Origin of the sequence: Hymenobacter sediminicola, from assembly GCF_014250515.1 — a bacterium.
Lineage (GTDB): Bacteria > Bacteroidota > Bacteroidia > Cytophagales > Hymenobacteraceae > Hymenobacter > Hymenobacter sediminicola.
The window spans coordinates 1,431,996-1,445,569 of sequence record NZ_CP060202.1 but is presented as its reverse complement, the minus strand read 5'-3'; the positions used below and the strand labels follow the sequence as shown (position 1 = coordinate 1,445,569).

Genomic DNA, 13,574 nt, shown 5'->3' with positions numbered 1-13,574 from the left:
GAGTGGGCACAAGCCAGGACTATATATGGCGACGAAGGTGGCAGCCGTTGTATTAGCACCCTGCTTTCTGGCATACTTATATGTCGCTTGGCAGCGGAACGACTTCTCGCATGCGTTGGTGAATGTTGGCTTAATTATGACTCCATTGCTAGCCATCCTTGGCAGTACTCCTAAGCAGTTGTCTCCATCTGATGTTGCCTCCCAGCTTCCGGCATCATAGGCGCGTATCCCTCCGCGGACCTCTGCGAGAAAACTCCTAGCTTACTGGCTCCCCCCAACTACTCTCCCATGCTAGGACTCATGATGCAGGAGCCGTTGCGTATCGCTGGCCTCCTCGAACACGCTGAAAAGTGGCATGCCGATACCGAAATCGTGAGCCGGCTGGCCGAGGGCGGCATGCACCGCTACACCTACGCCGGGCTGGGCACGCGCAGCCGGCAGCTGGCACACGCCCTGGCGCGCCTGGGCATCCGGCGCGGCGACCGAGTGGGCACGCTGGCCTGGAACACGCACCGCCACCTAGAGCTGTACTACGCCGTGTCGGGCAGTGGGGCCGTATGCCATACCATCAACCCGCGCCTATTCTTTGAGCAACTGGTCTACATCATCAACCACGCCGAAGACCGGCTGCTGTTCTTCGACCTCACCTTTCTGCCGCTAATAGAAAAGCTGGCCTCTAGCTGCCCCAAGGTGGAAAGCTGGGTGCTGATGACCGACCGGGCCCACATGCCCGAGAATACCAGCCTGCCCGACCTGCGCTGCTACGAAGACCTGCTGGCCACCGAAAACGACCAGTACGAATGGCCCCGGTTCGACGAAAACACGGCCTCCTCGCTGTGCTACACCTCCGGCACCACCGACCAACCCAAGGGCGTGCTCTACTCGCACCGCTCCACGCTGCTCCACAGCTACGCCGCTTCCTTGCCCGACTGCTTTAACTGCTCGGCCCGCGACACGGTGCTGCCGGTGGTACCTATGTTCCACGTCAACGCTTGGGGCATTCCGTATATGGCACCGCTCAATGGCTGCAAGCTGGTGCTGCCTGGCCCCGGCCTCGACGCCGCTAGTTTGTATGAGTTGTATGAGACGGAGGGCGTTACGTTTACGGCCGGTGTGCCTACTATCTGGTTTGGACTGCTGACGTTCATGCGCGAGAAAAAGCTACAATTCAGCACCCTCAAGCACATGATTGTGGGTGGCGCTTCTTGCCCTCCGGCCCTGCTCAAGGCCTTCGATGAGGAGCTAGGCGTGAACATCCGCCACGCCTGGGGCATGAGCGAAACCTCGCCCCTGGGCACCGTCTGCACCCTGAAACCGCAGCAGCTCAGCCTCTCCGAAGACGAGCAGTTCGCCATCAAGACCAAGCAGGGGCGCGCCATTTTTGGCATTGATATGAAGATTGTGGATGACTCCGGCCAGGAACTGCCGCACGATGGTGTCGCCTTCGGCGACTTGCTGGTGCGCGGTCCGTTCGTGGTGGCTGAGTATTTCCGCGCCAGCCACCCCGGCGAGCTAACTGCCAGCGGCTGGTTCCGCACCGGCGACGTAGCCACCATCGACCCCGACGGCTTCATGCAGATTACCGACCGCTCGAAAGACGTCATCAAGTCGGGTGGCGAGTGGATTTCGAGTATTGAACTGGAAAACCTGGCCATTGGGCACCCGGAGGTAGCGGAGGCCGCAGTAATTGGCGTGCCGCACCCCAAATGGAGTGAGCGGCCGTTACTGATAGTTGTTCGGAAGTCTGAGGCTACTGTCAGCAAAGAAGACCTGCTAGCTTACTACGAGGGCAAAGTGGCTAGGTGGTGGGTGCCGGAAGCGGTAGAATTTGTGGACCAGTTGCCCCATACCGCTACCGGAAAACTGCTAAAAACTCAGCTCCGCAAAGATTTCGCGGGGTATTCCTTTCCAGGATAGAGCATTGCTCGAAAAGCCTGTCATCCTGAGCAGCACGAAGGATAAATACTTGTCATCACACCTTGATAATCACACCCTTCTTATACATCACCCATAGCACACCCAGCCAGATCAATACGCACACCAGCGCGCCAGCCAGCGAGGCATTTATCGGGCTGAAGTAAGGGGTGAAAAACGTGTTATAGAGCCAGGCCCGCAGCGTCACATCACCCACTTTGATCAGGTTGAGGGTTTTGGAAACAATGGCCGAGAGGAAAAATACGGTAATGGCATTCACGCCATAAACCAATGCCGGTTTAGTCCAGAAGCCGCGCCAGTTCTGCACGTCGCAGAGCCAGTAGAGCGTGGCCAGCGCCGCTACGGACAGTCCGCCGGTATAGAGCACGTAGGAGCTGGTCCAGAGGCTTTTGTTGATCGGAAACCAGCCGTTCCAGATAAGACCGAGCACTATCAACAGCCCCGCATCCACAAACAGCCACACTACTTTGGTGGCCGGCTCCACATCCTTGCGGCGCAGCCATTGCCCGGTCAGCAGGCCCAGCAGACCAGTACCTACGGCCGGCAGCGTGCCCAGTAGCCCTTCCGGGTCCCAGGTGCGGCTGCTTTTCCAGAGGTGATTTTCGGTGAACACCAGCCTATCGAGCCACGCGCCGAGGTTGGTACTGGCTTCCAGATTGGCCGCACCAAACCCGGGCACGGGTACCACTTGCAGCAACACATTGTAGAGCACCAGCAGAAACGCCAGCAGACCCAGCTGTTGCCGCCACGTGGTTTTCAGAAATACAATACCGCACACCAAGAACACCCACGAAATACGCGCCAGCACGCCAGGAATCCGCAACGTTTCAAACTCAAACTTCGGGTACAAAGCCCCCAGCAGCCCCAGCCCAAACAGGATGGCAGCGCGCTTCAGAATGCGCAGTATGGCCCGCCCGTGTGCCTCAGGCTGCTGCCGCGCCCCGTCTAGCGCATACACAATGCTCACGCCCACAATGAACAGGAAAAACGGGAAAATCAGGTCGGTGGGGGTGCAGCCGTGCCACTGCGCGTGTTCCAGTGGCGCATAGATGTGGGCCCAGTCGCCGGGGTTGTTCACCAGAATCATGGCCGCCACTGTGAGTCCCCGAAATACATCGAGGCTGATAAGGCGGCCGGGCTGCGAGGCTTCGGCCAGCGGCACAGCGCCCGTGGTTTCAACAGCAGATTGCGTGGTGGAAGTTGTCATGGCAGAGGGAAATAGCGCGGTAAGTGAACGGTGGGCTGTAGCAGCTGGCAGGGGTTAAAGCTAACAAAGCTCCCCTCCGGATGGTAGCCGGAAAAGAGCTTTGTATTACACCTTAACTTAGCAATGAAGCTAAATAGCTGGGTCTTCGGGCGTAGCAGTGTTGTTTTCGCGCTCTACCCGCGGATACGGATAGAAGTTGCGGTTGCGCTCAGAGCCGGCTCCCCCAGGGCCGGGCCGGTTGAAGCGGCGGCTGTCTTCGAGTCGGAAACCCTGAAAAGCCAGCTCTACTTGGCGGTTGCGGTAGATGTCGAGCAGAATAGCGTCCTGAGTAAGTGCCCCACTGTAAGCGGCCAGACCAGCGCCGGGAGGCGCGACAGGCAAGTTATTGGCCAGCACGACCGTCGCCGTGCTGGTGCGCACCCGGTTCAGCTCCGTCACGGCGTTGGGCAGGTCGCTTTTGCGGGCGTAAGCCTCAGCCCGAATCAGCAGCATCTCGCCGGCTACATACACCGGAATGGGCGCGGCGCTGGCAGTATAGAAGCCGGTGCCGCGGTTCTGGGTGGCCGTGGGGTTGGCGCGGGTGTAGAACGGAATGCGCCGGTCGCCGGCTTCGGGTACCAGCGCACCCGTCAGGCCCAGGTTCACATCGGTAGGCTCAAACACGTTGCGGTTGCCAAACGCCACTTCAAACAGCGGGTTGCGCGCTAAATCGTCAAACACAAAAACTGACCGGCTGGCCAGATCTACGCGGCCGGCGGCGGCAATGGCTTTGTCATAGTCGCCGGCCAGCAGGCTGTAGCGCGCAATCAGGGCCTGCACGGTGTTGGGCAGGTTGATGCCCCCAATAATCTTGCTATTGAAGTCAGCCGAAACGGGCGCGGCAGCCAGCTGCGTGGCAGCCGCTTCCAGTTGCGTCACCGCCGACTGCAGCACTTGTATGCGGTCAACGAATGGAGCGTTGGTTTGGGTGGCAATTGGTACCTGCTGGAAATATTGCGCCAGCGTGCCTAGTGCCAGTGCTCGGAAGATGCTGGCATAGGCCACAATGCCGCTCCGGGTGCCTGGGTCGGCAGCGTTGCCGGCGTTGGCCAGCACCAGGTCGGCGTTGGCGCGCACGAGCTGGCATTGGGTCCAGAGGTTGCGCACCACCCCGTTAAGGTTCGTGACATTGCCGGCACCGAGGCTGATGTTAAACTCCTCGATGTTGCCAACGTTAATCACCGTCAGCTCGCGGGTGCTCAGGCCCCCAGCCGCCACCGTGTTGTAGAGCGGGCTCAGCGCGCCGCCCGTGGTAAAGCGGGACTGTAGGCCGTTGCACACGGTAATCAGGCCATCGGAATTGGTGAGCACCTGCACGTCGCTAGCAGTGCTGGGGTTGAGGTATTCCTTGTCGCAGCTGCCCATCGTGAGCGACAGAGCAGCCAGTAGTAGCAGTATCTTTTTCATGGCAGAAAGCGAAGTAAAGTGGGAACCCAGGCGGCTAGAAGGTGGCCGCCAGCCGAACCTGGTAGGTGCGCGGAATCGGCACGTTGCCGAAGTCGATGGCGCGCAGCAGGTCGGAAGAGCCGCCCGCGCTGGTTTCCGGGTCGAAGCCCTTGTAGTCGTCCCACGAATACAGGTTGCGCCCAATCAATGACACGTTCAGGTTGCTGATGAATTTGCTGAACGTAGGCAGCGTGTAGCTTAGGGCGGTTTCGCGCAGCTTCACAAACGAGCCATCATCTACCCGAAACTCCTGGGTGTTGTACACGGCAAAGATGTAGCCGCGCGGCAGCTCGCCTTTCAACTCTTTTTCCGCCAGGTCGCCGAGGCCTACGCCTTGGCGGGTGCGGTAGTCAGCATTGAACACGTCCACACCTTGCACGGCATCCAGCAGCACCCGCAGCGAAAGTTTCTTGTACGTGAAATTGGTGCTGAACGAGCCGGTCCAGTCCGGGTTCGGGTTGCCGATAACAACGTTGGCAATGCTGGTGCCTTGGGCGTAGCTGGGTTGGCCATCGGCGTTGCGGGCGGGTGTGAAGCTCACAGCGCCGGTGCTCTGTCCGGTGGTGCGTTCATCCTGCGGGAATCCCTGCGGCGTCAGCAGTAGTGAGCCGTCGGGGTTGCGGGCGTAGGCCGAGCCGTAGAATACGCCTGCTGGCTGCCCATTAATTAGGTACACCGGCGCCCCGGTCACGTTATCAATCAACGCTGCCGACGAGCCTACCAGATCCACAATCTTGTTGCGGTTGCGGCTGAAAATGGCGGTGAAATCCCAGCTAAAATCGGCGGTGCGCACCGGCACTACGCTCAGCTGAACTTCTACCCCTTTGTTGGTGAGCCGAGCTACGTTTTCCACAATCGACGAACCGCCTCGCGACGGCGCAATCTGCCGGTCTACTACCAGGTCTTTGGTGTTCTGGTCGTAGAACGTGACGCCCAGCCCAATCCGGTCGTTCAGGAAGCCCAAGTCGGCTCCGACTTCCAGCTCGGCTACGCGTTCAGGCCGCACCCGTGGGTTGGCCAGTCGTGCGCCGGGCAGAAAGGTAGCGCGCCCCTGAAAGGCCACCGGCGAAAACTGGTAGAAACGGTCGTAGGAACCGATGGCCGTCAGGCCGCCGGCCTCGCCGTAGCTGGCCCGCAGCTTCAGCGAGTTGAAGGCTTTGGCGTAACCCGCGTTTTTCCAGAAATCCAAGTCCGATAGGACCAACGAGCCGCTCACTTTAGGGTAGTACTGGTTGGTTTCGGAGTCCGAGAACTTCGAGGACCGGTCGCGGCGGATGGCACCTGTCAGGAAGGCCAGGTTGCGGAAGCCGAACGTAGCCTGCGCGAAAATCCCGCTCAAATCAAACTGGTCCAACTCATAGGCAGAAGCCACCGTGGTACTAGATGAGCCGCTTACAGTAGATATAAACGGCGCCTGCCCCTGGCCCTGCGTGCGCACCAGTTCGCCGCGCAGATACTGGTAGCTGTAGCCGGCCAGCAGGGTCATTTTGATGTTCTCGGTGAACTGCCGCTCGTAGCCCAGGTTCACGTCGGAGTTCAGCTGCAGCACGTTGTTGTTGGCGTTGGCCGCAAAGCCGTTGGGGTAGCGCTGCAGCGGCAGGCCGGCCGTGGCCTGGTATGGGTAGGGCCGAATGTAGTTTTGGCCCGCCTGCGAGTAGGTATCCACGCCCAGAATGTAGTCGAGTGAAACTCCTTTAAATGGGGTCAGATTCACCTGCAGGTCGCTGATGGTGCGGTTGATGCGCTGCGTAAACTTCATGTCCTCCACCGTAGACAGCGGGTTGACGCGGGTGGGCTCCACGGCCAGCAGGTTGCCGCTGGCATCACGCCGGTTGATATCATAGATGTTGTTGGTGATGTTGACGGAGTTGATAGGGCTGTAGAACACGTTGCCGTTGGCCTTCTCATTGGAGAAGCTGTTGTTGTAGGCCACGCCCACCGAAGCCCGCGCCCAGTTTGTCAGGCGCTGGTCTACCCGCGCCCGCACGTTGTAGCGCGTGAAGTCCGTGCCATCAATGATGCCCTGATTCTTCAGGTACCCCACCGATACCAAGTACTGCGTCCGCTCGGCTCCGCCGGCAATAGAGGCGCCGTTATCGGTGCCGTAGCCGGTCCGGAAAATATCATCGAAATAGTTGTAGCGGGTCACGTCCACGAGGTTGGTGGCCAGCTGCGCCGTAGCGCCGGCCCGCGTAATGCCCGTAGTAGTGGTGCCGGGGTTGTTGGCCAGTTCCTGAGCAGTGGGCGCGCCAATGGTGTAGAGGCGTAGGCCTGTAAAGCCGAACTGCTTGCCATAGGTGTTCACCGGCACCGATTTGCGCAGCTCGTTCACGTTGAAGCTGGTGTACACCGATACCCGCGCGGCACCCGCCGTCCCGCGCTTGGTGGTGATGAGCACCACGCCGTTGCTGGCCCGAGAGCCGTATTGCGCGGCGGCGGCGGCCCCGTTGATGACGTTGATGCTGGCAATGTCGTTGGGGTTGAGGTCAGCCAGCCGGTTCTGGCCAGCGTTGGCCGACCCGATATCCGGCCCCGCTGCCAGCTGCGACACGTTCGTGCTGTTGTTGCTCACAATCACCCCGTCGATGACGTACAATGGGTCGGAGGAGCCGCGCAACGAATGGATACCCCGCAGCCGCACCGACATGGAGCCAGAAGGGTCGCCGGAGTTCTGCACAATCTGGGCGCCGGGCAGCTTGCCCTGCAGGGCATTCAGTGCGCCACCCGTGCCGGTCTGTTCCAGGTCGCGGGCCGTTACGGTGCTGATGGAGTTGCCCAACTCACGCTTGCTTACGCTGATGGTAGAGCCAATAATTACTACATCATCGAGGTTCATCCGGGCCTCGGTCAGGGCCACATCCGTAGTGACGGACGTGCTGCTGCCCAGCGTAAGGGGCCGTGTCTGGGTGCGGTAGCCAATAGTAGAGAAAGTGAGAGTGTAGCTGCCGGGCGCCATTTGCACGGGCAGCGTGTAGTTGCCATCGGTGTTGGTAGCGGTGCCGAGTGTAGTACCGCCCAGCAGCACGGTCGTGCCGGGTAGCCCCTGCCCCCGCTCATCCGTGACACGACCCTGCAGAGTATATAGTTGCCGCGTGCCATCGGTCGGCTGGGCCAACGCAGCGCCCCCAGGCAGCACGCAGACCAGAAGCCAACTCAATACCAGAGCCAGCCTCGAAAAGAAGTAGGTATTCCGCATAGCAGAAATGGGAAAAGGAGTGGGAAAAAGAGGCAATACCCCGTTAATATATAATATTTATAATTCAAATAGTACAAGCTATTACTTCCGATATTCTTCTACTGTAGCTCCCGTCTGGCACACTGCTAGCCCAACAGCGCTTGGATACATCTCCCCCCTGAAAGTCCAATAGTTCCTGTTGCTCGGCCACCGCTGCCTATTCTGAATAGAAACGGCTGTCTGACTTACCAGGATAAGTTATCCTGGCAAGTCAGACAGCCGTTTTCAAAGGCTTATTTCCTGCTACAATCTAATTAGCAAATTCTGTCAGAACTTCCACCGTACAAACGCCTCAATCCCTTCATACTCCGGCAACCCTAGCTGGTCGTAGATGCGGGCGGTGGTGCGGTTACGCTCCTCAGAGCGCTGCCAGAACTCGCGCTGGTCGGCCCCAGGGAAGAGTGGCCGGTCCTTCTGCGACTGGTGCTTGAAAATGGCCCGGCGCTTGCGCGTAAGTTCTTCGGGCGAGAGTGGCACGGCCATTTCAATCCGGTCGATGTCCCACTCCTGCCAGGCCCCGCGGTAGAGCCATACCCAGCAGTCATCGAGCCAGGGCGTGCCGGCGGCTTTGAGTCGCTGCACGGCCTGCATGATGGCGGCCAAGCATACCCGGTGCGTGCCGTGCGGGTCGGAAAGGTCGCCGGCAGCATAAATCTGTTGGGGCTGAATGCGGTTCAGTAGCTCCATCGTCAGGCGAATATCTTCGTCGCCGAGCGGCTTTTTGCGGACGCGGCCGGTTTCGTAGAACGGTAGGTCCTGGAAATGGGCTTGCTGGTCGGGGTCAAGGCCAGCATAGCGGCAGGCGCTTTTGGCTTCGCCGCGTCGGATGAGACCTTTTATCTGCTGCACCTCATCGGAATCGACTTGGCCTGGCTGCTTGTTTTTCAAAAAGTCGGCCACGCGCTGGTAGAGCGTTTCGGCGGGCTGGTCGTCGAAGCGGAACGCGCCGTCATAATCGGCTACGAACTCAGCAAACCGAATGGCTTCATCATCGAACACGGCAATGTTGCCAGACGTCTGGTACGCCACATGCACTTCGTGGCCCTGGTCTACCAGCCGGAGCAGCGTGCCACCCATCGAAATAACGTCGTCGTCGGGGTGTGGGCTGAAGATGAGTACCCGCTTGGGAAAGGGCGCGGCCCGCTCAGGGCGGTAGGTATCGTCGGCGTCGGGCTTGCCGCCGGGCCAGCCCGTGATGGTGTGCTGCAACTCGTTGAAAACGCGGATGTTGATGGCATACGCTTGGCCCGATTCGGCCAGCAGCCCAGACAGACCGTTTTCGTTATAGTCTTCGTCGGTAAGCTTCAGAATAGGCTTTTCGAGGCGGCGGGCCAGCCACGTCAGGGCTTTGCGCACCAGGGCTGCATCGTGCCAGTTGCAGACTTCGCCAGCCAGCCAGGGCGTTTTGCGCGGGCTCAGCTCGGCGGCGGCGGCTTCGTCCAGTATCACCTGCACGGCCGGGTGGTGCTGTAGGTAGGTAGCCGGTACGGTATCGGTCGGCTCGCCCTCCACCATGCGCTTTACTACCGCCGCTTTGCCTTCGCCCCAAGCCAGCAGCACAATATTGCGGGCCTCCAGAATAGTGCCTACGCCCATCGTAATGGCGCGGCGCGGCACGTTCTCCTCACCATAAAAATCGGAGGCGGCATCGGTGCGCGTGATGTGGTCGAGGGTGATGAGACGGGTGCGGGAGGCGGCGCCGGAGCCAGGCTCGTTGAAGCCAATGTGGCCCGTGCGTCCAATGCCCAGCAGTTGCCAGTCGATGCCGCCTACCGCCCGAATCTGCTCCTCGTAGTGGCGGCAGAAACCGGCTACCTGGTCGGCGGGCACAGTGCCGTCGGGGATGTGCACGTTCTCGGGCAGAATGTCGATGTGGTCGAATAAGTACTCCCGCATGAAGCGCACATAGCTCTGCAGCGAATCGGGCGACATCGGAAAATACTCATCCAGATTGAACGTCACAACATTCTGAAAACTCAGCCCTTCTTCCCGGTGCAGGCGCACCAGCTCCTCATATACACGCGTCGGCGACGAGCCCGTGGCCAGGCCCAGCACCGCCAAGCGTCCTTCGCGGGTCCGGTGCCGGATAAAATCGGCCAGTTCGCGGGCAATTGCCACGGAGGCGTGCTCAGAATCGGAGAATATCCGGACCGGAATGCGGGCAGTGGGAGGGCTGATGGCAGACATAGCGCAGGCAGTGGGTGGGAGAATAGGAAGCGCTGGAAAATTGGTGCTTTCGCCGGAGCAATCAAAACATAATTTCTACTAAACAAAATACCATATATAGTTGACTTCGCTTTGCAGGACTTCTAGCTTTATCCGCATCTTTGCCGCCCTTTTGATCCGCATTTTGCTCCTGGCCGGAGGACATGATAGGTTTTAATGTCATTCTGCCTTATTTTTCCTTATGAACGTCTCCCTTTTCTGTTGTTTCGGACTTGACCCGGAGCAGACGTTTTTCCGGCCGAAATCCAACTGCCACTAGCAGCCGGATTTCGGCCGTACGCATTTCACGCCTTTTCCCTCACCCCCAATCCCACTCTCCTATTATGAACAGACTCTACTTGTTAGCGCCGGCGCTGAGCATGGCCGCGGCCCTGCCGGGCCACGCCCAGCAGAACCTGCGCACCATCACGGGCACCGTGACGGCCGCCGACCGTACGCCGCTGCCCGGCGTAACGGTGCTCGTGAAGGGCACTACCACCGGCGCCAGCACCGGCGCCGACGGCCGCTACACGCTGCAGGCAGCACCCGGCAGCACGCTCACGTTCAGCTTCATTGGCTACACCACGCAGGAACGCGCCATCGGCGAGGACACCAGCATTGATATCAGCCTGAAGGAGAATACCACGGCACTGCAGGACGTGGTAATTACGGGATACAACATTCCGCAGGAAAAGCGGGACCTGGTGACGGCCGTGCAGGAAGTGAAGGCCAAAGACATCATCGACTCGCGCCAGACCAATATTGTGAATGCCTTGCAGGGCAAAGTAGCCGGCGTAAACATCACCTCGTCGGGCGGGGCACCGGGAGAAGGTGCTTCCATCGTCATCCGGGGCGGTACTTCGCTCGATGGCGACAACCAGCCGTTGTTCATCATCGACGGGATGATCATGGACAACTCGTCGTTTCAGGAAAGCACAGCTCCTGGTGGCGGCTCGCAGTTCAACGGTATTCTGGGCCGCTCGGTGGGCTCGCCCAACCGCGCTGGCGACCTGAACCCCGAGGACATTGCCAGCATGACGGTGCTGAAAGGCCCGGCTGCAGCGGCTCTGTATGGACTGCGCGCTGCCAACGGTGCCGTGGTCATTACCACAAAAAAAGGCACTGCCGGCCGCACCACGCTCAACTACCGCACACAGTTTTCGGTGGATGAGGTGAATCGCCTGCCCAAGCTACAGGACCAGTACGGCCAAGGCTCGAATGGCGTGTTTGACGCTACCACGCGCAACTCGTGGGGTGCCCGCTTCGCCGATGGGCAAGAAGTGTATGACAACCTGGGCAATTTCTTCCAGAAAGGCTACACTTACCAGAACTTCCTGAACATGTCGGGCGGTACGGAAAAGGCCACCTTCTTCGTGTCGGCTTCGCGGCTGGACCAGACCGGCGTAACGCCCGAAAACAAGTACGACAAAACCACGGTGCGCCTTTCGGGCAACGCCCAGCTCTCCCCGAAGCTGAACGTAACTGGTTCGGCGCAGTACCTCAACTCGGGCGGGCGCCGCACGCTGCAGGGCCCCGGCCTGCTCACCACAGCCGGTAGCTCGTCGGGAGGATTTTTGCTGAGCCTGTTGAACTGGCCTCGTAACGACGATGCCCGCAACTACCTGAATGCGGATGGCACGCGCCGCCGCCTGCTGGCCCCGAACAACGGCATCGACGCCGACGCCGATAACCCGTACTGGACTGCCCGTTTCAACCCGCAGACGGACCGCACCAACCGCTTCATCGGCAACACGCAGATCAGCTTCCAGCCGTTCCCGTTCCTGACACTGAGCCACAACATTGGTACCGACGTTGCCAGCTCGCATACCATTTCGGTGCGGGCCGTGGGCACCTCGCAGGCCAGCAACCAGAACGGTGGCATTGCGGAAACCGTGGGCCTGAACCGCCTGATTACGGCTACCACGCTGGCCTCTTTTAACCACACCATCAACGAAAACTTCCGCGGCTCCCTGATTCTGGGCAATACGCTGGAGCAAAGCCGCGACGAAGCTGTGGACTACACCGGGCTGGTGTTCCAGAACCCCACGTTCATCAGCATCAACAACACCGTCAACCGCAATGCCCTGCAACGGGTGTCGGTGCGGCGGCTGGTGGGCAACTTTGCCCGCCTGAGCATGTCGCTGTATGACCAGGTGACGGTGGAGTTGCAGGGCCGCTACGACATGTCGTCGACGCTGCCACGCCCCGATGAAAACAAGGTGTTCGGCAAGGGCTTCGGCTATGGCTCGGCGGCAGTGGGCTATGAGTTTACCCGCACGCTGGGCATGGACCAGAGCAATATCCTGAACTACGGCAAAATCCGGGCGTCGGTGGCCGAAGTGGGCCGCGACACGGGCCCGTACCGCGTGCTTTCGCCGCTCACCACCAACACCTACATCGGAGGCGGCTTCCGCAACGACTTCTTCGGCTCTAACCCGATTCTGAAGCCCGAACGCACCCGCTCCTACGAAGCTGGCATCAACCTGCAGTTCCTCAAGAACCGTCTGGGTCTCGATTTCAACTACTACTTCTCGCGTACCAAGGACCAGCTGATTGCGCCTCGCGTGAGCCAGGCTACCGGCTTTATTCTGCAGTACATCAACGGCGGGGTGGTAACCAACGAGGGCCAGGAAGTGACGCTGAACGGTACCCCCATCAAGAATGCCGGCGGCTTCACCTGGGACATCCTGGCCAACTTCTACCACAACACCAACCGTACGGAGTCGCTGCCTTCGCCGCTGACGGTGGTGTTCCAGTCCGACGCCTTTATTACCAACGTGCACCAAGGCGGCGCGTTTGTGGGCCGGCCCATCACAGGCATCGGGGCTTACGACTTTCAGCGGGTTACGGACCCCAACAGCCCCGACTACGGCAAAATGCTGATTAACTCCACGACGGGCTACCCCATTCCGGGTACCACGTTCATCTACGCCGGCAACCGGGCACCGCGCTTCACCACGCAGCTCACCAACACGCTCACCTACAAAGCCGTGTCGCTGAGCTTCCTGCTCGACTTCCGCGTGGGTGGCCAGGTGATTAACGGTAACGACCTGTACTCGACGAGCACCGGCACTGGTGTCCGCACTGCAGACCGCTACAAGCAGGTCGTGTTTGATGGTGTAGTGGCCAACTCGGACGGTACCTATACCCAGAACACCCGCCCTGCTGAACTAACCCAGGGCTACTACCAGAACATTCTGGGCGCGGTGGGTACGCCGTTCATCGAGGACGCGTCGTGGAGCCGCCTGCGCTACGTAACGCTGAGCTACAACCTGCCTACTTCACTGCTCGACCGGACGCATTTCCTGAAAGGCGTGGAACTCAATGTGACGGGACGGAATTTGGTGTTGTTGACCAACTACAGCGGTGCCGATCCTGAAACTGCAGCAGCCGGCGCCGGCGTACGTGGCGGTGGCTCCAACGGCTTCGACTACGGCAACGTGCCCGCTACCCGCGGCGTGGATATGGGTCTGCGCGTGACCTTCTAGGCCGCGCCTTTCAAGCTTT

The 13,574-nt window shown here is 60.0% G+C and carries 6 protein-coding genes; 2 read left to right on the top strand and 4 right to left on the bottom strand.

Annotation, left to right across the window (positions count from 1 at the left end; translation table 11 throughout):
* The first annotated feature begins 288 nt into the window (after positions 1 to 288).
* Positions 289 to 1,917, top strand: coding sequence for a 3-(methylthio)propionyl-CoA ligase (locus tag H4317_RS06140; RefSeq protein ID WP_185889260.1), 1,629 nt, complete (start codon positions 289 to 291; stop codon positions 1,915 to 1,917).
* A gap of 55 nt (positions 1,918 to 1,972) precedes the next feature.
* Here the strand turns inward: H4317_RS06140 and H4317_RS06135 are convergent, their stop codons facing one another.
* The 4 genes from H4317_RS06135 to nagB form a co-directional block, all read right to left on the bottom strand.
* On the bottom strand, positions 1,973 to 3,142 hold the full coding sequence (locus H4317_RS06135) for an acyltransferase family protein (protein ID WP_185889259.1): 1,170 nt from the start codon (positions 3,140 to 3,142) through the stop codon (positions 1,973 to 1,975).
* Between the two features lie 129 nt (positions 3,143 to 3,271).
* A complete protein-coding gene (locus H4317_RS06130) occupies positions 3,272 to 4,588 on the bottom strand; it encodes a RagB/SusD family nutrient uptake outer membrane protein (protein ID WP_185889258.1) in 1,317 nt (438 codons plus the stop codon).
* 34 nt (positions 4,589 to 4,622) lie between these two features.
* Positions 4,623 to 7,823 (bottom strand): SusC/RagA family TonB-linked outer membrane protein, encoded by a 3,201-nt coding sequence (locus H4317_RS06125; protein WP_185889257.1) that lies wholly within the window; start codon positions 7,821 to 7,823, stop codon positions 4,623 to 4,625.
* Positions 7,824 to 8,129: 306 nt separating this feature from the next.
* Positions 8,130 to 10,049: a glucosamine-6-phosphate deaminase gene (gene nagB / locus H4317_RS06120; protein ID WP_185889256.1), complete on the bottom strand. Its 1,920-nt coding sequence runs from the start codon at positions 10,047 to 10,049 to the stop codon at positions 8,130 to 8,132.
* A gap of 362 nt (positions 10,050 to 10,411) precedes the next feature.
* On the opposite strand from nagB, the gene H4317_RS06115 reads away from it, so the two are divergent.
* The gene (locus H4317_RS06115; protein ID WP_185889255.1) at positions 10,412 to 13,555 is read left to right on the top strand and encodes a SusC/RagA family TonB-linked outer membrane protein; all 3,144 of its coding nucleotides are present in this window, start codon (positions 10,412 to 10,414) and stop codon (positions 13,553 to 13,555) included.
* Positions 13,556 to 13,574 lie beyond the last annotated feature (19 nt).